This window comes from Mesorhizobium sp. M00.F.Ca.ET.216.01.1.1 (genome assembly GCF_004010325.2).
In the GTDB taxonomy this organism is placed as follows: domain Bacteria; phylum Pseudomonadota; class Alphaproteobacteria; order Rhizobiales; family Rhizobiaceae; genus Mesorhizobium.
Map to the genome: position 1 here is coordinate 86,608 of NZ_SADR02000014.1, position 22,665 is coordinate 109,272.

A 22,665-nucleotide genomic window follows, 5' to 3' on the forward strand; every position below is an offset into this window, starting at 1 on the left:
TAAATGGTCTCAAATTGCTCCTCACAACTATAATCGATTAGAGCAATGCGAAAATATTGGCGACACGCCTATTCATCTGCTCTCTCACTCGCCTGCTCCGTGCTCGGCAAGGGGAGCTTTGATCTGCGTCACGCGTCCCCAAGCAGCTGATTGCGCCGGCAGCGCCATAGGAACCGTCGTTCAGAGTCTTCACCACTCAAGCACCCGCATGGATGCATGCCGACGCTCGTCTCCACAAAACAGCGCAAGTGGTGCCTTGTTGGATAAGGTCGCCTCGTACCTGGTGCAGCATCTCTCGGAACGCATGCCGCTGCGAGACCAGGCCTCATCATCGCGTCACATAGGAGCTGAAGCTTTCCGGATCGGGTATCCAATCGGCATCCAGTTGCTCGGCGATATGGTTGAATTCTGCCCTCAGGACAAGAGTGAGTAGAGCAGCCCCGCTACGAAAATCCCATCCTGGTTCGTTTGACGCATCGACTATTCAGATTGATTGGCGTGATACCCGGCGCGGCCGCAACACGCGAGGCCGTCAACCGCTGAGCAGAAAACCAGCCTTCGCCTTCCGCGGCGGCGGACCTCGTCAGCCTCTCGAAAGCTTGCCTGAGTAGGTTGCTCATGTGATCTGTGGAAGTGAGGATAGCGTGCACCCGTACAAACTAGACATTCATCGTGGCAGCTTGGCTGCAGGTGCAGCACGCCGTACCGCACGAGCAAGCGGACAGGCCGGCCAAGCCGGTTTTGAGCAGCACTTGGGCGAACTGCAGGCGGCGGACGAGTTGATGGGTGCGCCAGGCGAGGAGGTCCTCGTCAATGGCTCGCATGGTAAAGGTGAGTTGAGACCAACGAAGAGGCAGAGGATCCAAAGCAATCTGCAGCATGCTGTCACTGAGCGGCAACCAGGTGAGGTTGGCAACTCAGGCGCTCGCGTGATGATGCAACTCCCCACCCATCAGGTGGGTACATCGGAACGGGAGGCGCAACTTGTGATGCAGGGGGACGAGCACGAATACACCCCAGCACCGCATCTCGACGGGTCGATGCCCTCGACAGTGCAGCCGGATCGTCCAATTGTGGTCCCCGACGGTGCCGACAAGCGTCCTGTTTATTCCAACGATGCCACCGCCATCGAAGGGCTGAAGTCAGCACTCCTTGCGGGTAAAGCCAGGCCGGACACGGTCACTCGCAGCACAAATTCTCTTTTCGGCTTTAGTCGTTGGCTCTTTCAAAACAACAAGCCAGGGCTTGCTGCTCGGCTTTACCATCCGTCGCTGAGCCAGGATCTCGAGGAGTACGAGAGTAGGGGTGGTTCCTCCACCGTGGCTGGCGCACTGCGTCAATTGATGAAGTCGATGGGCGGAGCCGGCCCGATTGTGGGTCGCGCTGTCCTGAACCCCCATCCTGACGACGCCGCGCTCACCAGACATTTCAGATCCGCGAGCGGCTACGCAACTGCTCTTAACCATTTCAGTCATTACCTACGTCAAAATGACAAGCTCGGAATTGCGGGTCGCATTTACGATAAATCGCTGGATAAAGATGTTGAGAGCTACAAGGCCGCCTCCTCTAATGGTGGAGCTCCGATCGAATCTGCGCTGGTTTATCTCCGCAAGAACCCGCCGCGCGTTATACTCGGGAATCATCTGGAAAACGCGGTCAGCATGGAGGCTCGTCCCCGTGGCGACGCTGCTCAGCATACCGCACCACAGCAGGGATTCGATTGGCCAGAGGAGCTCCTGCCGGTAGGTTATAAGGAGGGCACCGATCTACCATTGTCTCTCGCCCCAACCGCGCACCAACACCAAGCGCCCGACTTTGGAGAGGCCGTCCCTCACTTGAACTGGCGCCACGGCGACCAGGGCGCCCCGGAGGAGCTGGTAGCTGCACGGGACAGGAGCAGCCCGCTGCCAAGCGAGGCGGTGCCACATAAATCTGGACGGGGACTCGCTACGCAGCCCAGATTGTGGGCGGAGAAATCCGCCTCGCCAGAGCTCTTTCGACGGCGGGCGGAGCAGGCTCTGCCGGCGTCCGCCAGAGGTGTGGAGACATCCTCCGCGGTTGATGAAGCCGCGCAGGCCGCTCGCCAAGCTTTGGCTTGGTTGCAGCAGGAGATGGAGGGGATCGAACCGATGCAGGATCCTCATAAGGTGGCTACACCGGAATGTGAGGCGCAGCTCGTCAGGCAGAGGGATGAGCACGAATCCACCCCAGCACCGCATCCCGGAGGTGGTGGGTCGATGGCCTCGACAGTGCAGCCGGATCGTCCAATTGTAGTCCCCGACGGTGCCGACAAGCGTCCTGTCTATTCCAACGATGCGACCGCTATCGAAGGGCTGAGGGCAGCATTCCACGCGGGTAAGGCCAAAGCGAACACGGTCACTTACAATGTAAATTCTCTTTTCGGCTTTAGTCGGTGGCTCCTTCAAAACAACAAGCCAGGGTTTGCTGCTCGGCTTTACCATTCGTCGCTGGATCAGGATCTCAAGGAGTACGAGAGTACGGGTGGTTCCTCCACCGTGGCTGGCGCACTGCGTTACCTCAAGAAGTCGACAGGCGGAGCCCAGATTATGGCTCGCCCTGTCGTGATCCCCTATCCTGACGATGCCGAGCTCATTAGAAATTACAGAGCCGCTTCGACCAAGGAGTACCTGGCAGCGCCTGCGACCGGACGGAATCCAGATACCGTGGGCGGCTATACAAATTTTCTTAGACATTTTAGTCAGTACCTGCGTCAAAATAACAAGCTTGGGATTGCGGCTCGGATTCACGACAAATCGCTGGATAAAGATGTTGAGAGCTTCAAGGCTGTCTCCTATGGTAATAGGCTAAGTATCAGTTCTGCATTGGCTCACCTCCGGGATATCCTGCCGCGCATTGTGCTCGGGCGCGAAACTGTCCTTTCTGCTCATCCGGCAGACGCAGTCACCAGGCGCGTTGGGGCCGCTGCTGAAGCTGGGCCAGCGGCACCGGCAAGAGCTCCCCAACCCGCCTCGCCAGCAACCGCTAGGCTGCCAGGCACCTACCGCGGCCTTCCACTGGTTGATGTGACCACACTGACTACCAGTTCCTCTGGGGCTCAGATCGGGGCGCTCGATCCGACAGCCCCGTCCAACGTTGCAACGGGGCGGGTGCTCGGCGCCGCCGAATGGCTGAGCGACGCCCATATCCAGAGAGATTACAATTTGCTGGAGGGGCAACTGCAGGGGATCAATCCGGCGCTCGCTGCCCGGACTCGGCTGGTGGATCCTTCCGTATCCCATCTACTGCGACACACGTCGCCGCAAGACGCTCGAGGCATATTGCAGTCCATCTATAATCAAAACAACGCCACAGCCGACTTCCTGTTCTTGCCAGTGAATAATGGCACGGCTACTAGCCCCGGCACCCATTGGTCGCTGCTGCTCGTTGATCGCCGCGACCCGGAAAGGCGGTTCGCCTATCACTACGACTCCCTCCAGCGAGAGGGATATAACGACGTGCCTGCAAAACAGCTCGCAGGACTGCTGAATGCCACCTTGGCGCCAGCCCCCATGGCCAGACAGACGAACCATTATGATTGCGGCGTATTTGTCCTGGAGGGCACGTGGGCGCTGGTTGAACGATTGGTGAAAGGGCAGCGGCCAGACCACGAGCCGCTGCCCCTCGACAACCTCGTTGCCGATCGGCAGGCGCTGCAAGACCGGCTAAGGAGGCGCTTGCCGCACGAGGAAGAGCCGCGGCAGCTGCTGGAGGATGAACCCGCCTCCCCACCGATGATGGCATTCGAGCCAGGGGAACTGCGGCAACTGTTGGAAGACGAGCCTGCCTCCCCACCAATGATGGCGTTCGAGCCAGGGGAACTGCGGCAACTGTTGGAGGACGAACCTGCCTCCCCACCAATGATGGCGTTCGAGCCAGGGGAACTGCGGCAACTGTTGGAGGACGAGCCTGCCTCCCCACCAATGATGGCGTTCCAGCCAGGGGAACTGCGGCAGCTGTTGGAGGATGAACCCGCTTCCCCACCGATGATGGCGTTCGAGCCAGGGGAACTGCGGCAACTGTTGGAGGATGAACCCGCTTCCCCACCGATGATGGCGTTCGAGCCAGGGGAACTGCGGCAACTGTTGGAAGACGAGCCTGCCTCCACTTGGGCACAAATCAATTCGACCCCACATGCGCGAGCGGACGGTGTTCATCAGCCAGCCCAGGCGCCGTGGCTCCCTGAACGCAGAAGATAACTTTGCGGAGGAGCGGTCACGCAACTGTCGGCGGCGCCGGGCCTCAGGGTGAATGGAAAGGATGGAGTGGCGGATGGTGTCGCGTGAAGGCGCAACACGCGTGCTGACCGACCTGATACGTAGGAAGTCGTTCATTGCTCCCAAATCGTATGTGAGGAACATTCCTGTCCCGGCTGCGCCGCGCGATGCTAGGTCGCGTTGTTCAGCGGGCCAAGCCGATGACACCTACGAAGCTACTGATCGGGCAGATCGCCGTTGTGTGCGCAATTGTCATTATCGGCGTATGGACGGCAACCCAATGGTGCGCTCAAATGCTGACCTACCAGACGCCTCTCGGCGCACCATGGTTTCTCTTCGCCGGCTGGCCAATCTACAAGCCGTGGAAGCTGTTTGAATGGTGGTTCCACTTCGATGCTTATGCGCCGGAGGTCTTCGACAAAGCCGGTACGCTTGCAGGCGCCAGCGGATTCCTGGGCTGTGCCGCCGCAATCGCTGGCTCGCTTTTGCGCGCGCGACAGCGCGGGTCGGTTACGACCTATGGGTCTTCACGGTGGGCCACGACTCATGAGGTCGAGACGGCAGGGTTGTTACGGCCGGCGGGCGTTTTCCTCGGTAGGCTGAACGATCGCTATCTGCGCCATGACGGCCCGGAGCACGTCATGGCATTTGCGCCGACGCGTTCGGGCAAGGGCGTGGGGCTGGTTGTTCCAACGCTACTTTCCTGGACCGGGTCTGCCATCATTCATGATATAAAAGGCGAAAATTGGCAGTTGACCTCCGGCTGGCGGTCGAAATTCTCGTACTGCCTTCTGTTCAATCCGACCGACCCGAGATCGGCACGCTACAACCCGCTGCTGGAGGTACGCAAAGGCCCAGATGAGATCCGAGACGTTCAAAACATCGCCGACATCCTCGTCGATCCCGAGGGCGCGCTGGAGCGACGGAACCACTGGGAGAAGACCAGCCATTCACTCCTAGTTGGCGCCATTTTGCACGTGCTCTACGCTGAAGAGGAAAAGACGCTGGCCCGCGTCGCCACCTTCCTGTCGGACCCGCAACGCTCGTTTGCCGCAACGCTACAGCGGATGATGACGACAAACCATCTCGGGACGGGGCATAACCCTCAGGTCCATCCCGTAGTGGCCTCGGCGGCTCGCGAACTCCTGAACAAGTCGGAGAACGAGCGCTCAGGCGTCCTCTCGACCGCCATGTCCTTTCTCGGGCTTTATCGTGATCCAACGGTCGCGACGGCCACTTCGTCCTGCGACTGGCGCATCGCTGACCTAGTGGATGGAGAGCGACCGCTGTCGCTCTATCTGGTCGTGCCGCCTTCGGATATCTCGCGCACCAAGCCTTTGGTGCGACTGATCTTGAACCAGATCGGCAGGCGGTTGACGGAGCGCCTGGAGGGGGACCCGAAGAAGAGCCGTAAGCATCAACTGCTCATGATGCTGGACGAGTTTCCGGCGCTCGGTCGCCTCGACTTCTTCGAGACGGCGCTCGCCTTCATGGCAGGTTATGGCATTCGCTCCTATCTGATCGCACAATCTTTGAACCAGGTTTCAAAGGCCTATGGCGAGAACAATGCTATTCTCGACAATTGCCACGTGCGAATTGCCTTTTCCTCCAATGACGAACGCACGGCCAAGCGCATCTCGGATGCCCTCGGCACCGCAACCGAACTTAGGTCGATGCGCAACTATGCGGGCCATCGGCTTGCGCCCTGGCTTTCGCATGTCATGGTGAGCCGCCAGGAAACCGCGCGCCCGCTCCTGACGCCAGGCGAGGTGATGCAATTGCCGCCGTCAGACGAATTGGTCCTGGTTTCTGGGTTGCCGCCGATCCGCGCCAAGAAGCTGCGCTATTATCAGGATCAGAATTTCACAGACCGGGTGCTGCCTGCGCCGGTGCTGCGCGACGGTCCCTATGCGGACTGCCCTGCATCACGCCCGGACGGCTGGACTGGACAAGTGTGCAGCGTCGATAGCCGACTTGCTGCGGACGACGAAAGCGCCGACGCGCCAGTTGAAGACGAGGGAGGCGTTCAGCAGCAACGCCATCCAAGCCTGCCCGTAGAAGACGTTGTTGTCTCTCAAGAGCCCGATCAGGCCGATCTGTTGAAGCCCGCAGACGATGACAGCGAAGCGCTCGCGGACAAGCGTGTCATGGATCGGATTTCCACTGCGGCCCGCGCCTACGGTATCAACGAGGGCAGGGGCGACGACAAGGATGTCATTCCCGGCTTCTGAAGTCCGCTGAGTTGCAGAGCGCATCTCAGCGTAGATAACGGCCATAAGCAATTTTGAGCGTCTGGCCGATCCTTCTCCCGTCGCCGGCGCAACGCCGGGCCGTCGGAACGAGCCGCATGAAGCCCCACCGCATTCGCCATCAGTTTCTGCTTGAGCCGGAGCTCAGCGAGAAACTGGACAACCTCAGTCGCGATCCGTCAACGACCAAATCAGCGATCGTGGCGAAGGCGGTCGAGGCGTTCATCGAGCGGCGTGGCGAGAACGAGTTCGATCGGCGCTACGGCGTAAGGCTTGACCGGCTCTCCCGCGACCTTGCCCACGTCAGGCGCGATGCCGAGGTGATCCTGGAGAGTCTGGCGCTCTTCATCCGCTTTTCGATCACGCTTCATGCCCACACGCCTGTGCCGGACAGGGCGACCCAGGCGATTGCCCAGGAGCGTTTTGACAAATTCGTTGAGCAGGTCGGCCGCCAGATCGCTTCCGGCAAAAGGTCGCTTAGCAAAGACAATGGTGGGGGAGGGGAAGGATGAGCTCTCATCCCGAGGCCGACCACCGGCGGCGTGTCATGCTGCGCACCGCCCTGGGTCCGGCAATCACCGAAGCCCTTGCCGATCCGTCCGTCATCGAGGTGATGGTCAATCCCGACGGTGCGCTGCGGCTCGACCGGCTGGGCGAGGGCCGAGTCAATACGGGCGTGCATCTGCACCCGTCCGAGGCGGAACGCATCATCCGCCTGGTCGCCTCCCATGTGCGGGTCGAGGCGCACGCGGACAATCCGATTGTCAGTGCCGAACTGCCGTCGGGCGAGCGCTTCGAGGGTCTGCTGCCGCCGGTCGTGCTCGCGCCATGCTTTGCCATCCGTAAACCAGCGGCAAAGCTCTACACGCTGGCCGACTATGTCGCGGACCGGATCATGCTGCCGCTGCAGGTCGATGTGCTCAAGAGGGCAGTCCGCGAGCGGCGCAACATCCTGGTCGCCGGCGGCACGTCTTCGGGCAAGACAACCCTTGCCAATGCGCTGCTGGCGGAGGTCGCAGAATGCGACGAGCGGGTGATCCTCATCGAGGACACGCGCGAACTGCAGTGCGCGGCCAGGGACTGCGTTGCCCTGAGAACGAGGCGGGGCTCGGTCACCCTTGCCGATCTCGTGCGCTCAACGCTGCGGCTCAGGCCCGACCGCATCATCGTCGGCGAAGTAAGAGGTGCGGAAGCACTCGACATGCTGAAGGCATGGAACACCGGGCACCCCGGCGGCATCGCCACGGTTCACGCCAATTCGGCGCGCTCCGCACTCTACCGTATCGAGCAGCTCGCACAGGAAGCAGTCGTCACCGTTCCCCGCCGCCTCATCGCCGATGCCGTCGACCTGCTCGTCTTCATCGCCGGCCGCGGCTCGTCGCGCCACATCGACGCAATCGCCGAGGTCACCGGTCTCGACGGCAGCGGCGATTACGCCGTTGCCCCGCTCACGCTTTCGCAACTCCAGCAGCTTTGAAAGGCCTTCCTCATGCGCAAGAAGCTTCGCTTTCTTTCGTCCACAGCGCTCGCGTTTCTTATCACGGCCCCCGTTTATGCGGCCGGCTCCGGCATGCCGTGGGAGCAGCCGCTGCAGCAGATCCTGGAGTCGGTGCAGGGACCGGTCGCCAAGATCGTTGCGGTGATCATCATTATCACCACCGGCCTGACGCTTGCCTTCGGCGACACCGCCGGTGGTTTTCGGCGCCTGATTCAGATCGTCTTCGGTCTGTCGATCGCCTTCGCGGCATCGAGCTTCTTCCTCTCCTTCTTCTCCTTCGGTGGTGGGGCGCTCGTCTGATGGCCGCCGGGGAGCAGCATATCGAGGGCTTCGCAGTACCGGTCCACCGGGCGCTGACCGAGCCGATCCTGCTCGGCGGGGCTCCGCGCGCGGTGGCGATCCTCAACGGTACAGTGGCCGCGGCCCTTGGCTTCGGCTTGCAGCAATGGATTGCTGGTCTGGTGCTTTGGATCGCGGGCCACTCGTTAGCGGTCTTTGCCGCAAGACGCGATCCGGACTTCGCCAGCGTGCTTGTGCGCCACCTTCGTCTGAAGGGGTGGCTTGCATGCTGAACCTTTCGGAATATCGAAGCAAAGCCGACCGGCTTGCCGACCATCTACCCTGGGCTGCCTTGGTGGCGCCCGGCATCGTGCTCAACAAGGACGGCAGCTTTCAGCGGACGTTGCGGTTCCGCGGCCCGGATCTCGAAAGTGCGACGGAGGCTGAACTCGTCGGCATTTGCGGCCGGGCGAACAATGCTCTCAGACGCCTTGGCTCTGGCTGGGCATTGTTCTTTGAGGCCGAGCGCATAGAAGCGCTGGGCTATCCGAACTCGCATTTTCCTGACGCCGCGTCGTGGCTGGTCGACGAAGAACGCCGCGCTGCTTTCGAGGGGAAGGTAGCGCACTACGAGAGCCGCTATCATGTGACCTTAGTGTTTATGCCACCGCCCGACGCCCAGGCGCGCGCGGAAAGCGCGCTCGTCGACTCTCATTATTCCCAAGGAGAAAGAGACTGGCGCCAGGATCTGGCGAGGTTCCGTGACGAGACCAACCGCGTGCTCGATCTCTTCTCGGGCTTCATGCCCGAAGTACGCGTCCTCGATGATGCTCAGACGTTGACCTATCTCCACGGCACGATTTCGCCTCGACGCCATCCTATCATGGTCCCGGAAACGCCGATATATCTGGATGCCATCCTGGTCGATGCGCCGCTTGCCGGTGGCCTGGAGCCGATGCTGGGTGAGCAGCATCTTCGCACACTGACCATCCTCGGCTTTCCGAACCTCACCCGGCCCGGGATTCTCGATGCCCTCAATCATCAGGATTTCGCCTATCGCTGGATGACGCGCTTCATTCCGCTCGAGAAAACGGAAGCCACGAAGACGCTGACGCGGTTGCGCCGGCAGTGGTTTGCCAAGCGCAAATCGATCGTGGCAATCCTACGCGAGGTCATTACCAACGAGCCGGTCCCGCTTGTCGACAGCGATGCCGACAACAAGGCGCTCGATGCCGACGAAGCCCTTCAGGCATTGGGCGGCGATCATGTGAGCTTCGGCTATCTCACCACGACCGTGACGGTGTGGGGCGAGGATCGCCAAGCCGCTGCAGAGAAGCTTCGCGCGGTCGAGCGCATCATCAATGGGATCGGTTTCACCACGATCCGAGAAGGCGTCAATGCGGTCGAGGCTTGGCTCGGCTCATTGCCTGGCCATGTCTACGCTAACGTTCGCCAACCGCTCGTTCATACTTTGAACCTTGCCCATCTCATGCCGCTGTCGTCGGTTTGGGCCGGTCCTGCGACAAACGAGTATCTCGCGAAAGTCACCCAAACCGAAGCGCCACCGCTTCTCGTTGCCGAGACCAGCGGGTCGACACCGTTTCGGCTTTCCACCCACGTCGAAGATGTCGGCCACATGCTGGCTGTTGGTCCGACCGGCGCCGGCAAGTCGGTTCTGCTTGCTCTGATTGCTCTGCAGTTCAGGCGCTATGCCGGCGCCCAGGTTTATGTCTTCGACAAAGGCAATTCGGCCCGTGCTGCAACACTTGCCATGGGTGGAGAACACCACGCGCTAGGAGCGGACGGTTCCCTTGCCTTTCAGCCACTGCGCAGCATCAACGACCAGGCTAGCCGAAGCTGGGCGGCCGAATGGATCGCCAGCCTTATTGCCCACGAGAACGTCACCGTCACGCCGGAGGTGAAGGAGGCTATCTGGTCAGCGCTGGCCAGCCTTGCCACCGCGCCGGCGCAGGAACGCACACTGACCGGCCTTTCGGTCCTGCTTCAATCCAATGCGCTGAAGTCCGCATTGATGCCCTACACGCTCGACGGTCCCTTCGGCCGCCTGCTCGATGCCGATCATGATGGGCTGGCCTTGTCGGATGTGCAGTGTTTCGAGACCGAGGAGCTGATGCACAGCCAAGGCGCTTTGCTGCCGGTGCTTACCTATCTGTTCCAGCGACTTGAGGAACGGTTCGACGGACGGCCCACGCTGATCATGCTCGACGAGGCGTGGGTCTATCTCGACAATCCGCTGTTCGCCGCCCGCATCCGCGAATGGCTGAAGGTGCTGCGAAAGAAGAACGTGTCGGTTGTCTTCGCTACGCAGTCGCTGGCTGATATCGCGGGCTCTGCCATAGCGCCGGCAATCATCGAAAGCTGCCCGCAGCGCATTTTCCTTCCCAATGATCGTGCCGTGGAACCCCAGGCGCGCACAGCCTACGAACGCTTCGGTTTAAGCGAGCGGCAGATCGAATTGATCGCCCGCGCCACGCCGAAGCGTCAGTATTATCTGCAATCGCGCCGCGGCAACCGTCTGTTCGAGCTCGGGCTTGGCCCCATCGCTCTTGCGCTTTGCGGTGCTTCCGATCCGGCCACGCAGACTCTGATCGACAGGATCCTGTCCGAAGACGGGCAAGGCAGCTTTGCCTCGCAGTTCCTGATCGCGCGCGGCCTCGATTGGGCCGGCGAACTTCTCAAGCAATTCCCTCAACCAGACAAGGAGCAATTAGCATGATGCGGCGACGCCTTCTCTCCGGCCTGATCACCGTTTCCCTGATCGCCAAGCCTATGGCCGACTATGTGCAGCCCGCCTACGCCCTTATCGTGTTCGATCCGTCCAATTATGCGCAGAACGTGCTGACGGCCGCGCGCGCCCTGGAGCAGATCAACAACCAGATCCAGTCGCTGCAGAATCAGGCGACCATGCTGCAGAACATGGCGCGCAATCTTCAGCGTCTGGATTTCTCTTCCGTTGGCCAACTCACCGGTTCGCTCCATCGCATCGACGGCTTGATGGACCAGGCGAGTGGCCTCAGCTTTGATCTGGGCAAGCTTCAAGACCAGTGGCGCAGCCAATATCCGGAAAGCTACGACGCCACGATCAAGGTCAGCGATGTGGCGAGTGCTGCGCGCGAGCGTTGGCAAAGCGCCATGCAGGCGTTCCGCCAGACCATGGGGGTCCAGTCGCAAATCGTCGAGAACGTCCGCGCCGACGGCGATCTGCTCGCCGATCTCGTCAACCGCAGCCAAGGGGCGGCCGGTGCGCTTCAGGCAAGCCAGGCCACCAACCAGCTGATAGCGCTTTCGACAAAGCAGCAGATGCAGATCCAGACGCTGCTCGCAACGCAGTTTCGAGCTGAGGCCGAGGATGCCGCCCGCAAGGCCCAGTCAGAGGAAGCCGCCCGCGAGATGACGAAGCGATTCTTGGGTACCGGCTCGGCTTATCCCGGCAATTAATCACGAGTTCATCACGACGAGGAAGGCAGCGGCATGAACGACCTTGGCGTCATCGATCGCTTCATGGAGACCTTCATCCGCTACATCGACAGCGGGTTCGGTCTGCTCTCGGGCGACGTCGCCTTCCTCACTACCATTCTGATCGGCATTGACATCACACTTGCCGGCCTGGCGTGGGCGCTCGGCGAGGAGACCAGCGTTCTCGGCCGGCTTGTCCGCAAGGTGCTCTATGTTGGCGTCTTCGCCTTCATCCTGAACAATTTCAAGAACCTCGCCGATATCATTTATCGTTCTTTTGCCGGTCTCGGGATTAATGCGTCGGCCGGCAATCTGTCGGCAGACAATCTCCTGCGCCCGGGCCGCATTGCCGCGACCGGTTTCGAAGGTGCTTGGCCAATGCTTGACCAAGCCAGTCAGCTCCTGGGCTTCCCGGAAATCTTCGGCAACGCACTGACCATCTTCGTGCTGCTGATGGCCTGGTTCCTGGTCATCATCGCCTTCTTCATCCTTTCCATCCAGCTTTTCATCACCATCCTTGAGTTCAAGCTCACCACGCTGGCAGGTTTTGTTTTGGTTCCATTCGCACTTTGGAACCGTTCAGCGTTCCTGGCCGAACGCGTGCTCGGCCATGTTATCTCGTCAGGCATCAAGGTGATGGTGCTCGCCGTCATTGTCGGCATCGGCTCCACGCTCTTCGGGGAGTTCGCTTCCGCATTGCAAGGCAAGGAGCCGGATCTGGCCGCTGCCATGTCCCAGGTACTGGGCGCACTGGCACTGCTTGGCCTTGGCATTTTTGGGCCGGGGATCGCGTCGGGTCTTGTCTCAGGCGCACCGCAGCTTGGCGCGGGCGCCGCCCTCGGCACGACCGCGGCGGCAGCGGGTGTATCACTCGTTGCTGGAGGCACGGCATTTTCTGGCGCGCGTATGGCAACCAGCGGCGGTCTCGCCGCCATCCGCGCCGGCACAACAATGGGATCGGCTGCTTCCACGTCCTGGCAGATCGGGCGCGCAACCTCGCCCGACGTTGGCCTCTCCGGTGTGGCTGCTGGAATGCATGGTGTAACCAGTGCCGCTGGCGGCGCCGCTATACGCGTAGCGCGATCCGCCACTGCAAGTGTTGGGCGCAACGCCGATGCCGGGCGCGATGCCGCGTGGACCGCGACCGGCGGCACGCCGACCGCGTCAATGACCGAGCGCTCTGCCGGTTCGGCCACTGTTTCGGCGCCGACGTGGGCAAGGCGCCTACGTTCTGAACAGACCGCCCGTGCACATCGCCACGCTGCCATGCAAGCTGTCCGAGACGGAGACCGGCCGGGAGGCAGCGCCAACCCCTCTCTCAACGACAAGGATGACTAGATGCTCTTCAAGCGACCCGTGCACCGTTACGGCAAAACACCCGAACCGGTCACGCCGTATCAAAAAGCCGCCCAGCTGTGGGACGAGCGCATCGGCTCATCTCGACTGCAGGCCAGGAACTGGCGGCTCATGGCCCTTGGGTGCCTGGCCTTGGCGACCGGACTTTCCGGCGGACTCGTATGGCAGTCGATGCAAAGCCGTGTCGTGCCTTACGTCGTCGAGGTCGATGGCTTCGGCGAGACGCGCGCCGTCGCGCCGGCAATCCGGAATTATGAGCCCTCGGATGCTCAGATCGCCTGGCATCTCGGCCGCTTCATCCAGAATGTCCGTTCCGTTTCCACCGATCCGGTTTTGGTACGGCAGAACTGGTTCGCAGCTTACGACTTTGCTAGCGATCGCGCAGCGCTCTTCCTCAACGAATACGCCAAGGCGAACGACCCCTTCGGTCAGATCGGAACGCGCAGTGTCTCGGTACAGGTCACCAGCGTGGTCAGGGCCTCCGAAAGTTCATTCCAGGTCAAATGGACCGAGCAGGTGTTTGAGCGCGGAAGCCTTGCCAGCACGATGCGCTGGACTGCGATCCTCACGATCGTGATCCGCTCGCCAAGCAATACGGATCAGCTGCGCAAGAATCCGCTCGGCGTCTTCATCAACGCCATTGACTGGTCACGCGAGCTCGACAGCGCCGTCCCACCCCCCCTTTCTCCGACGGAGTCCACCAATGAAAGATAAAATGTCACCGATTCGTGCCGTGCTGATCCTATCGGTGTCGGCAGCGGTCGTTTCCGCTTGTGCATCGAAGAAGGTGCCGCCGCCTGAGATTTCCTATGACGCTGCTGACTTCAAACCGGCCGCGATCGAGAAGGCGCCGGAGAGGCCGATTAGAATTGTCGAGGTGCCAAAACCACTGCCGCTGCCTGGCCAATTGCAGCCCGAGTCCGGCAAGGCCGAGGACAAGCGCCCCCCTGAAGAACGCGTCGCTGATGCCAACAAAGCCGCGACCCAGCAACCCACCAAGTACGGGTATGTTAATGCCGTGCAAGTCTACCCCTTCACCGATGGCGCGCTTTATCAGCTCTATGCCGCGCCGGAGCGCGTGACCGACATCGCTCTGCAGCCGGGCGAGAAACTAACCGCCGTGTCGGCTGGCGACACCGTGCGCTGGGTCATAGGCGATACCGCAAGCGGCACCGGTGACAATCAGCGCACCCATGTTCTGGTGAAACCCTTCGCGCCGGGTCTTGCCACCAATGTCGTCATTACGACGGACCGGCGGACCTATCATTTGCAGCTTCAAAGCACCGAGAAGACAGCAATGGCGGCAATCTCCTGGACCTACAGCCAAGACCAGATCATCGCGCTTCGCCAGCGCAATGCTCAAGCCGAGGCAGTTACACCGGTCGCGTCGAATATCGCGCTCGAAAACCTTCGCTTTCGCTACTCGATCAGTGGCGACACACCGCCCTGGAGACCGACGCGAGCCTTCGACGACGGCAGCAAGGTCTATATTGAGTTCCCTCGTCGCATAGATCAGGGCGAGGCGCCACCACTCTTCATCGTCGGCGCAGATGGGAGCAGCGAGCTCGTCAACTATCGCGTGCGCGGCAACTATTACATCGTCGATCGGCTCTTCGCCGCGGCCGAACTTCGCCTCGGCACCAAGCAGCAGCAGGTGATCCGCATCAGCAGGATTGACGACAGGCAACCGCTACGGCGGATCTCGCTCTTTTCGCGTTCCAGCCGGTGAGGTGAGGGCTCATGATCGAAAATTCCCGCTCTGGCATCCCGCCGAAACTGGATCCCGAGGAACTGCAGCTTCGGGCCTCTCCCCGCCGCGTGGTGCGGTTCAGGCGCGGTGTGATCATCGCGATCGCAGCGCTCGGATCCGGCGCTGTGTTCGGCGTTGCCATGATGGCGCTCCAGGGGCCGGCCCTTCGCATCAGGGATCAGGCGGAAGATCCCTACAGCACTGAGCGCAAACCAACCGTCGAGGGACTCGATACGCTTCCCCATGACTATTCCGGCATGAAGCCGAAGCCTCCCGTCCTTGGGCCACCTTTGCCGGGCGACCTCGGTCGCCCCATCCTCGAGCGGCAGCGCCAGCTCGGCATCGTGCCGGGTCAAGACATCTCGGCCGAGGAGCAGCGTCTAGCGCAGCAGGCGATCGAAGCGCGTGAATCGCAGGTGCTTTTCCGCGTCGAAAATCGAGCTCAACAGACAGATGTCGGTGAGAGCGTGCAAACTGCTCAGCATCCATTTGAGGCACTTCCCCAATCCGAAGCAGCACGCGCGTCAGCCTCGGTGGCGCCGGCGGAAGGCGACCAGAACAATCAGCAGCGAAAGCTTGATTTCCTCAGCCAGCGGAGCACTGGCGGGATCTACAATCCGCATGCGCTGCAGACGCCGATCTCGCCGTATCAACTGATGGCTGGCAGCGTGATTGCCGCCAGCCTGATCACCGGCATCAATTCCGATTTGCCGGGCCTTGTCGTCGCGCAAGTCACCGAGAATGTGCACGACACGGTCACGGGCAACATATTGCTGATTCCGCAGGGCTCACGTCTTATCGGCGTCTACGACAGCGTCGTCGCGTTCGGGCAAAAGCGAGCGCTGCTGGTCTGGCAGCGCATTCTGCTGCCCGACGGCTCGTCGGTCGAAATCGACAATCTGCCCGCGAGCGACACCGCCGGCTACGCAGGGCTGGAAGACAAAGTCGATTTCCACACCTGGCAGCTGATCAAGGGGGTGGCGCTTGCCACATTGCTCGGTGTCGGCACGGAATTCAGCCTCGGCGAAAACGAGAGCGATCTGGTCAAGGCGATCCGGGAATCAGCCCAGCAGAACGCCAGTCGAGCCGGCCAGCGCATCACCGAAAAAAACCTCAATATCCAGCCCACCATCATCGTCCGCCCAGGTTGGCCACTGCGCGTCATCGTGCACAAGGACATCGTGCTGCGGCCATACGCGAGTTGAGCAGGAGTTACCATGGCTGACCTGAAACTTGGAAAGCTTCCAGACCGAACAGCTTCGAAGATCACCATTACCGTCAGCGCGGAGCTGGGCCAAACACTCAAGGAGTATGCTGCACTTTACCGTCAGACCTATCGTCAGTCTGAAACCGTGGCAGAACTCATCCCTTTCATGCTGGCGGCGTTTCTGGAAGGCGACCGAGCCTTTGCCAAGGCCCGAAAAGAAGGTCTGCCGACGGAGCTTGCCGAAAAATCGTGACTCCTCCGCTAGAGGCAGCTGGAACATTGCCTAGCTGTCGCGGCCTACCTGCTCCTCGCGAAGCATAGGATCAAACACCTTGGAATGCAGGTATGCGTAAGAGAGGATGTGGAAGGAAATACCGCGCAACAGCCTAAGTTTGCATTTTCGATTGGATGCGGTAGTCGCCTAATGAGCGGTCAAAATGAAACGCAGCTGGTTCGCGATCGACCAAACGGCGAGCGCACTGTGCTTTGCTCAGACCGCCACCGAGTGCCTCGCCGTTCCCCCTTTGAAATATGTATCGAACTTGGCCGCGATGGTTCGAACGAAGGGGCGACTTTCAGCCCGTACGACGAAACTGTCGCCATCGAATTCAAGCGCTCGGGCAGGATCGTGGAGGGCGATGGACCTCGAGCGATGAAGGAGCTTCTCGCCGGCTTTGCCGAACCGCTCCACCAGATCGACTGCCGAGAAGGCAAAATCACACATCAGCCGCTCGATTATCCAGCCACGGACGCGATCGTCGTCGGAAAGGGCAACGCCCCGGACGGCAGCCAACCCGCCATCCGCAACCATGCGCCCGTACCCGGCAGTCGAAGCCATGTTCTGCACGTAGCCTTGGCGAAAACGACCGATGGACGAAGGGCCAAGTCCGATCAGTGTCGGGCAGCGATCCTCGGTGTAGCCCTGAAAATTGCGATGCAAAACCCCTGCGCGGGCCGCTATGGCCAGCGCATCGTCGGGCTTCGCGAAATGATCGAGTCCTATTGCCTCATATCCCTTGGCGACAATTGCCCGCGCCGCGAGTTGAGATTGGGCGAAACGCTCGGTGGGACTCGGCAGCCATGCCTCGTCGATCATCGTCTGATGCTTCTTGAACCAGGGCACATGTGCGTAGCCGAACAGAGCCATCCGGTCTGGTTCCAAGGTCAGTGCCTGCGCCACCGTGGAACAGATCGTCTCGCGTGTCTGATTCGGGAGCCCGTAGAGCAGGTCCAGATTGACCGATTCAACGCCCCGCGAACGAACCCCGTCGACGACTGCCTTGGTCTGCAAAAAACTTTGCTCACGATTAATTGCTTTTTGCACTTGCGGATCGAAATCCTGCACGCCGAGGCTCGCCCGCGTTACGCCGATTTGAGCAAGCGCATCAAGGCGCGCCTTGTCCATGTCGTTGGTTCCGATTTCGATGCTGACCGTAGCATCCGGGAGAAGGTCGAAGCTGTCCCGCAAGGCCGCTCCAAGAGCAACCATGTCATCGGGCCTCAGCATCGTTGGCGAACCGCCACCGAAGTGGATTGCACGGACATGTGCCTTGCCGCTCACCAGACCGGCAATCGTGACGATTTCGGCATTCAGCGAGCGCAGATAAGCGGCCACCGGCTCATATTGGTGCGTCTGCTTGGTGTGACAGGCGCAGAACCAGCAGAGCTTGTCGCAGTAAGGAATGTGCAAATACAGCGAGATTTCGTCGCCACTTTCCAGCGCCTCCAACCAGCCACGGTAAATGGCAGCATCGACCCCGGAATGGAAATGCGGCGCCGTCGGATAGCTTGTGTAGCGTGGGACGTTCTCGCTGAGTTTGACAGCTATTTCCGATTGCATCTCGCGTTCACCGTGTTGCCCGCCGAACACTGCACGCATCGCTGAAGCAGACCCTGATCTCGATCAGCCGCGCGCATGGACAAACCGCCGCAGGACTTCTCTACCCTGGATGGGTATCCTGCCGGCAGTTAGGATCGGGTAAAGCGAACGCATGACCTTTCGGCAAGACATTCATACTTCCGGCATTCCTGTTCTTTGCCTCCCTTGCGAGGCACGGCGTCGCGGTGTCTGCGGTGCGCTCGATCCAGACAATTTGGTTGGGCTCGCCAAGACTTGCTCGCGTCGCCGGATCGAGTCAGGAATGGAGTTGACCGGCGAGGCACAGAACGTCGACAGCTACTCGAACGTGCTTTCAGGCGTGGTAAAGCTATCAAAGAGCCTGTCGGATGGGCGCCAGCAGATCGTCGGTCTCCAGTTTGCACCGAATTTTCTGGGACGTCCTTTCAAGGTGGAAAGCTCGATCAATGCGGAAGCGGCAACAGCAGTCACGCTGTGCTCGTTTCCGCGAGCGGCCGTCGAACGGATGATGAAGGCGTCACGGGAATTCGAGCATCGCCTGCTCAAACAGACGCTGAATGAACTCGATGAGGCGCGCGAGTGGATGGTGACGCTGGGGCGCAAGACAGCTCCGGAAAAGGTGGCGAGTTTTCTCCTCATGATGGCCCGGAATATCGATTCCAGTCTCGACGCGGCTTCCAGGTCAGCGTCCTTCGATCTGCCGCTGACGCGTGCCGAAATCTCTGATTTCCTTGGAATTACCAACGAAACCGTGAGCCGCCAACTGACGCGATTGCGGGCTGACGGGGTGATTCGGATTGAGAACGCACGCCATGTGACGGTGGACAGCATAAGCCGTCTGGAGAAGCGCTGTGGCGGCGGACGCGAGCGGCCCTAAGCGGCGAGGCCCATGTCGCATGGCTCCGGGGCGGGCCGTGCTTGCCTTCTAATGCGATGTCGCCGCGCCTTCGAAGAAGCGGCGTCACGGTCGAGACAGACAGCTTTCGGGCTTTGATAGGGACGACGACCAATCGCCAGGTGTGTTTCGGCACATACCGGCGAAGCACGGTCCTTAAGCTGCCACGGCTCGGCCGAACGATCGCGTTCGTTTCCAATGGGATCCGAACAACGTTTGGCAGGGCATCGGCAATAGCATCCAACGCGTCGCAGAGCCTCAGCTTTCGCCTCAATCGATCGCGTCTGCGCCCGCCCAACCCAGGGAACGCCTTCCATGAGGGGGTGAGCCCGCGCTGCGTTCCTCGTTCATTCGCCACCTGCTGATTGCGCCGCCGACACAAAATCGTGCGGCCTGACATAGATCAGGGCGAGGGGGCGGCGGCTGCGCAATTAGTGCGCTGCGGATTTGGCATCCACCAGATTCGAGATCGGGATCTGCAATGAAATTCGGCACAGAGATCGTCCTTCTAAGCGTGTTCGCTTTTGCGGCCCTGGTGGCCGCCGGCTTCGGCGTGGATGAACCTTTCCGCCGACATATGTGGGTGTTGTTCTTCGCAGTGGCTGGTTTCACTGCGATCCTGTTGCGCAACACGGAGTTCAAGCCAGCAGCTCCGATTGACCCATCCGCTTACATGGATGGTCCGATCCGCTACGGCGCGATCGCCACCGTGTTCTGGGGTGTCGTCGGGATGCTGGTCGGCGTGGTGATCGCGCTTCAGCTCGCCTATCCCGATCTCAACATCCAGCCCTGGTTCAATTTCGGCCGTTTGCGGCCGCTGCATACATCCGGTGTCGTCTTCGCCTTCGGTGGCAACGCGCTGCTTTGCACGTCTCTGTATGTCGTGCAGCGCACCTGCCGCGCCCGCCTCTTCGGCGGTGATCTCGCCTGGTTCGTCTTCTGGGGCTACCAGCTGTTCATCGTCATGGCCGCGACCGGCTATCTGCTCGGCATCACCGAGGGCCGCGAGTACGCCGAACCCGAATGGTATGTGGATGTCTGGCTGACCATCGTCTGGGTCGCCTACCTCTTTCTGTTCCTTGGCACGATCCTGAAGCGCAAGGAACCGCATATCTACGTCGCCAACTGGTTCTACCTGTCGTTCATCGTGACCATCGCGATGCTGCATGTGGTCAACAACCTGTCGATGCCAGTCTCGTTCCTGGGCTCCAAGAGCTACTCCGCCTTTTCCGGGGTCCAGGACGCGCTGACCCAATGGTGGTACGGCCACAACGCGGTCGGCTTCTTTCTCACCGCCGGCTTCCTTGGCATGATGTATTATTTCGTGCCCAAGCAGGCGAACCGGCCAGTCTATTCGTACCGGCTGTCGATCGTCCATTTCTGGGCGATCATCTTTCTCTACATCTGGGCTGGCCCGCATCACCTGCACTACACCGCCTTGCCAGATTGGGCGCAGACGCTCGGCATGGCGTTCTCGATCATGCTGTGGATGCCGTCCTGGGGCGGCATGATCAACGGCCTGATGACGCTGTCCGGCGCCTGGGACAAGCTGCGCACCGATCCGATCATCCGCATGATGGTGATGGCCGTCGCCTTCTATGGCATGTCGACCTTCGAAGGCCCGATCATGGCGATCAGGGCGGTCAATTCGCTGTCGCATTATACCGACTGGACCATCGGCCACGTCCATTCGGGCGCGCTCGGCTGGGTTGGCATGATCTCGTTCGGCGCAATCTACTACATGGTGCCGAAGCTCTGGAACCGTCACCGGCTCTACTCGCTGCGGCTCGTCACTTGGCACTTCTGGCTGGCGACACTCGGGATCGTCGTCTACGCCTCGGTCATGTGGGTGTCAGGCATCATGCAGGGCCTGATGTGGCGTGAATACGACCAGCAGGGCTTCCTGGTCTATTCCTTCGCCGAAACCGTCGCTGCCATGCACCCATACTACGTCATGCGCGCCATCGGTGGGGCCATGTACCTCTCCGGCGCCCTTATCATGGCCTGGAACATCACCATGACCATCCTCGGCCACCAGCGCGAGGAGGAGCCGATGCCGAGCCCCGTCGCCATCCGACCTGCGCGATCAGGAGCCAGGTAATGGGCTTGATGGACAAACACGCAATCATCGAGAAGAACGCCACGCTTCTTCTCGTTGGCTCGCTGCTCGTGGTGACGGTCGGCGGTATCGTCGAGATAGCGCCTCTCTTCTATCTCGACAATACGATCGAGAAGGTGGAAGGCATGCGCCCCTATTCGCCGCTCGAACTTGTCGGGCGCAACATCTATATGCGCGAGGGCTGCTTTCTCTGCCATAGCCAGATGATCAGGCCGTTCCGCGACGAAGTTGAGCGCTATGGCCACTACAGCCTGGCTGCCGAGTCCATGTACGATCACCCCTTCCAGTGGGGATCGAAGCGCACCGGGCCGGATCTCGCCAGAGTTGGCGACCGCTACTCGAATGCATGGCATGTCGCGCATCTTACCGACCCGCGCTCGGTGGTGCCGGAATCGATCATGCCGAGCTATGGGTTCCTGAAAGACACGCCGATCGACGTGAAGGATTTCTCGACGCATCTGGTCGCCAACAGGCGTGTAGCCGTCCCTTACACCGATGACATGATCGCGCACGCCAATGCGGATCTGGCGGCGCAGGCCGATCCCAATGCCGACACATCAGGCCTTGAGGCGCGTTACCCCAAAGTCAAGATCGGCGACTTCGACGGCAACCCGCAACAGGTCACCGAAATGGATGCCCTGCTCGCCTACCTGCAGATGCTTGGCACACTGGTCGACTTCAAAAATTACGACGAAGCCGCCGGCTACCGCTGAGGAGAACGCTGATGACCTACAATTTGATGCGGGCGTTTGCCGACAGCTGGGGCCTGGTTGCGATGGCGCTGTTCTTCGTCGGGTGCATCGCCTTTGCCCTACGCCCCGGCAGCCGAAGGCTGGCCGACGAAGCTGCCCGCATTCCGCTCGAGGACGAGTGATCATGAGCGACGAGCACATCGATGAGGTCTCCGGCGTCTCAACCACCGGCCATGAATGGGACGGCATCAGGGAGCTCAACAATCCTCTGCCGCGATGGTGGGTGATTACCTTCTACGTCACCATAGCGTGGGCGCTCGTCTATACGACCGCATACCCGGCATGGCCGATGCTGACCTCGGCAACCAAGGGCATGCTCGGCTATTCAAGCCGTAAGGACGTCAAGAACGACCTTGCCGCGGCCGAGGCCGCCAAGGGCAAGTATGTTGCAGCCATCCAGGCAAAGAGCGTCTCGGAGATCTTGACCGACGATGCCTTGCGCGAATTCGCGGTCGCTGCCGGGGCTGCCGCGTTCAAGGTCAACTGTACGCAATGCCACGGCTCCGGCGCTCAGGGGTCGAAGGGCTTTCCCAACCTGAATGACGATGACTGGCTCTGGGGCGGCAGCCCCGACCAGATCAAGCAGACGATCACGCACGGCCTCCGCTTTGCTTCCGATCCGGACACGCGACTGTCAGAAATGCCGGCCTTCGGCGACATCATCACCGCCGACCAGATCGCACAAGTCAGCGCCTACGTGGCCAGCCTTTCCGGCAAGGTCCGCGATGCAAGTCTGATCCAACCCGGCGCCAAGGTCTTTGCCGAGAACTGCGTCGCTTGTCACGGCGACAATGCAAAAGGCAACAGGGAATTCGGCGCCCCCGACCTGACTGACGCGATCTGGCTTTACGGGTCCGGCGAGACGGCCATCGCCGCCCAGGTTCGTGCGCCAAAGCAGGGCGTCATGCCGGCCTGGGTTGGCCGTCTCGGCGAGATCAAGGTCAAGGAACTTGCAGTTTATGTCCATTCGCTTGGCGGCGGAGAATAGGA

General features: G+C 60.8%; 19 protein-coding genes. 18 read left to right on the forward strand and 1 reads right to left on the reverse strand.

Annotation, left to right across the window (positions count from 1 at the left end):
* Positions 1–752 precede the first annotated feature (752 nt).
* From EN859_RS19085 to EN859_RS19145, 13 genes are all read left to right on the forward strand, one after another.
* Positions 753–4,217: a Ulp1 family isopeptidase gene (locus EN859_RS19085; RefSeq protein ID WP_245464776.1), complete on the forward strand. Its 3,465-nt coding sequence runs from the start codon at positions 753–755 to the stop codon at positions 4,215–4,217.
* Positions 4,218–4,435: 218 nt separating this feature from the next.
* On the forward strand, positions 4,436–6,466 hold the full coding sequence (locus EN859_RS19090; RefSeq protein ID WP_091595898.1) for a conjugal transfer protein TraG: 2,031 nt from the start codon (positions 4,436–4,438) through the stop codon (positions 6,464–6,466).
* A gap of 116 nt (positions 6,467–6,582) precedes the next feature.
* The gene (locus tag EN859_RS19095; RefSeq protein WP_029354930.1) at positions 6,583–6,996 is read left to right on the forward strand and encodes a CopG family transcriptional regulator; all 414 of its coding nucleotides are present in this window, start codon (positions 6,583–6,585) and stop codon (positions 6,994–6,996) included.
* Complete coding sequence (trbB, locus tag EN859_RS19100) at positions 6,993–7,961, forward strand: P-type conjugative transfer ATPase TrbB (protein ID WP_091595797.1); 969 nt, start codon at positions 6,993–6,995, stop codon at positions 7,959–7,961. The genes EN859_RS19095 and trbB overlap by 4 nt, the downstream gene beginning before the upstream one ends.
* Before the next feature lie 12 nt (positions 7,962–7,973).
* Positions 7,974–8,282, forward strand: a complete 309-nt coding sequence (locus EN859_RS19105) for a TrbC/VirB2 family protein (RefSeq protein WP_024502851.1) — start codon at positions 7,974–7,976, stop codon at positions 8,280–8,282.
* Entirely contained in the window at positions 8,282–8,554 is a 273-nt protein-coding gene (locus tag EN859_RS19110; protein ID WP_126089901.1) for a VirB3 family type IV secretion system protein, read from the forward strand. Before EN859_RS19105 ends, EN859_RS19110 begins: the two co-directional genes overlap by 1 nt.
* Complete coding sequence (gene trbE, locus EN859_RS19115; RefSeq protein ID WP_029354937.1) at positions 8,548–10,998, forward strand: conjugal transfer protein TrbE; 2,451 nt, start codon at positions 8,548–8,550, stop codon at positions 10,996–10,998. The genes EN859_RS19110 and trbE overlap by 7 nt, the downstream gene beginning before the upstream one ends.
* Entirely contained in the window at positions 10,995–11,720 is a 726-nt protein-coding gene (gene trbJ, locus EN859_RS19120) for a P-type conjugative transfer protein TrbJ (RefSeq protein ID WP_091595793.1), read from the forward strand. The genes trbE and trbJ overlap by 4 nt, the downstream gene beginning before the upstream one ends.
* A gap of 33 nt (positions 11,721–11,753) precedes the next feature.
* A complete protein-coding gene (gene trbL, locus EN859_RS19125) occupies positions 11,754–13,076 on the forward strand; it encodes a P-type conjugative transfer protein TrbL (RefSeq protein ID WP_091595791.1) in 1,323 nt (440 codons plus the stop codon).
* On the forward strand, positions 13,077–13,808 hold the full coding sequence (gene trbF / locus EN859_RS19130; protein ID WP_095520370.1) for a conjugal transfer protein TrbF: 732 nt from the start codon (positions 13,077–13,079) through the stop codon (positions 13,806–13,808).
* A gap of 1 nt (position 13,809) precedes the next feature.
* Positions 13,810–14,823 (forward strand): P-type conjugative transfer protein TrbG, encoded by a 1,014-nt coding sequence (gene trbG / locus EN859_RS19135; protein ID WP_164746653.1) that lies wholly within the window; start codon positions 13,810–13,812, stop codon positions 14,821–14,823.
* Between the two features lie 11 nt (positions 14,824–14,834).
* Positions 14,835–16,049: a TrbI/VirB10 family protein gene (locus EN859_RS19140; protein ID WP_091595787.1), complete on the forward strand. Its 1,215-nt coding sequence runs from the start codon at positions 14,835–14,837 to the stop codon at positions 16,047–16,049.
* A gap of 12 nt (positions 16,050–16,061) precedes the next feature.
* Entirely contained in the window at positions 16,062–16,304 is a 243-nt protein-coding gene (locus EN859_RS19145; RefSeq protein WP_029354949.1) for a DUF2274 domain-containing protein, read from the forward strand.
* A 237-nt stretch (positions 16,305–16,541) separates the two neighbouring features.
* On the opposite strand, the gene hemN is transcribed toward EN859_RS19145, so the two are convergent.
* Complete coding sequence (gene hemN / locus EN859_RS19150; RefSeq protein WP_091595897.1) at positions 16,542–17,891, reverse strand: oxygen-independent coproporphyrinogen III oxidase; 1,350 nt, start codon at positions 17,889–17,891, stop codon at positions 16,542–16,544.
* 151 nt (positions 17,892–18,042) lie between these two features.
* Between hemN and EN859_RS19155 the strand changes: the two genes are divergently transcribed.
* The 5 genes from EN859_RS19155 to ccoP all read left to right on the forward strand — a co-directional run bounded on the left by EN859_RS19155 (position 18,043) and on the right by ccoP (position 22,663).
* Positions 18,043–18,786, forward strand: a complete 744-nt coding sequence (locus EN859_RS19155) for a Crp/Fnr family transcriptional regulator (protein WP_091595785.1) — start codon at positions 18,043–18,045, stop codon at positions 18,784–18,786.
* 499 nt (positions 18,787–19,285) lie between these two features.
* Positions 19,286–20,905 (forward strand): cytochrome-c oxidase, cbb3-type subunit I, encoded by a 1,620-nt coding sequence (gene ccoN / locus EN859_RS19160; RefSeq protein WP_126089899.1) that lies wholly within the window; start codon positions 19,286–19,288, stop codon positions 20,903–20,905.
* On the forward strand, positions 20,905–21,636 hold the full coding sequence (ccoO, locus tag EN859_RS19165; protein WP_091595781.1) for a cytochrome-c oxidase, cbb3-type subunit II: 732 nt from the start codon (positions 20,905–20,907) through the stop codon (positions 21,634–21,636). The genes ccoN and ccoO overlap by 1 nt, the downstream gene beginning before the upstream one ends.
* An 11-nt stretch (positions 21,637–21,647) precedes the next feature.
* On the forward strand, positions 21,648–21,797 hold the full coding sequence (locus EN859_RS19170) for a cbb3-type cytochrome c oxidase subunit 3 (RefSeq protein WP_024502864.1): 150 nt from the start codon (positions 21,648–21,650) through the stop codon (positions 21,795–21,797).
* Between the two features lie 2 nt (positions 21,798–21,799).
* Positions 21,800–22,663, forward strand: a complete 864-nt coding sequence (gene ccoP / locus EN859_RS19175; RefSeq protein ID WP_029354960.1) for a cytochrome-c oxidase, cbb3-type subunit III — start codon at positions 21,800–21,802, stop codon at positions 22,661–22,663.
* Positions 22,664–22,665: the final 2 nt, after the last annotated feature.

Bases quoted from the DNA above. Each gene is read 5' to 3' on its own strand.
- EN859_RS19170 (WP_024502864.1), top strand. From the start codon at position 21,648: ATGACCTACAATTTGATGCGGGCGTTTGCCGACAGCTGGGGCCTGGTT.
- EN859_RS19105 (WP_024502851.1), top strand. From the start codon at position 7,974: ATGCGCAAGAAGCTTCGCTTTCTTTCGTCCACAGCGCTCGCGTTTCTT.
- trbJ (WP_091595793.1), top strand. From the start codon at position 10,995: ATGATGCGGCGACGCCTTCTCTCCGGCCTGATCACCGTTTCCCTGATC.
- ccoO (WP_091595781.1), top strand. From the start codon at position 20,905: ATGGGCTTGATGGACAAACACGCAATCATCGAGAAGAACGCCACGCTT.
- EN859_RS19090 (WP_091595898.1), top strand. From the start codon at position 4,436: ATGACACCTACGAAGCTACTGATCGGGCAGATCGCCGTTGTGTGCGCA.
- trbG (WP_164746653.1), top strand. From the start codon at position 13,810: ATGTCACCGATTCGTGCCGTGCTGATCCTATCGGTGTCGGCAGCGGTC.
- ccoP (WP_029354960.1), top strand. From the start codon at position 21,800: ATGAGCGACGAGCACATCGATGAGGTCTCCGGCGTCTCAACCACCGGC.
- trbL (WP_091595791.1), top strand. From the start codon at position 11,754: ATGAACGACCTTGGCGTCATCGATCGCTTCATGGAGACCTTCATCCGC.
- EN859_RS19095 (WP_029354930.1), top strand. From the start codon at position 6,583: ATGAAGCCCCACCGCATTCGCCATCAGTTTCTGCTTGAGCCGGAGCTC.
- trbB (WP_091595797.1), top strand. From the start codon at position 6,993: ATGAGCTCTCATCCCGAGGCCGACCACCGGCGGCGTGTCATGCTGCGC.
- trbF (WP_095520370.1), top strand. From the start codon at position 13,077: ATGCTCTTCAAGCGACCCGTGCACCGTTACGGCAAAACACCCGAACCG.
- EN859_RS19155 (WP_091595785.1), top strand. From the start codon at position 18,043: ATGACCTTTCGGCAAGACATTCATACTTCCGGCATTCCTGTTCTTTGC.
- EN859_RS19140 (WP_091595787.1), top strand. From the start codon at position 14,835: ATGATCGAAAATTCCCGCTCTGGCATCCCGCCGAAACTGGATCCCGAG.
- EN859_RS19145 (WP_029354949.1), top strand. From the start codon at position 16,062: ATGGCTGACCTGAAACTTGGAAAGCTTCCAGACCGAACAGCTTCGAAG.
- trbE (WP_029354937.1), top strand. From the start codon at position 8,548: ATGCTGAACCTTTCGGAATATCGAAGCAAAGCCGACCGGCTTGCCGAC.
- hemN (WP_091595897.1), bottom strand. From the start codon at position 17,891: ATGCAATCGGAAATAGCTGTCAAACTCAGCGAGAACGTCCCACGCTAC.
- EN859_RS19110 (WP_126089901.1), top strand. From the start codon at position 8,282: ATGGCCGCCGGGGAGCAGCATATCGAGGGCTTCGCAGTACCGGTCCAC.
- ccoN (WP_126089899.1), top strand. From the start codon at position 19,286: ATGAAATTCGGCACAGAGATCGTCCTTCTAAGCGTGTTCGCTTTTGCG.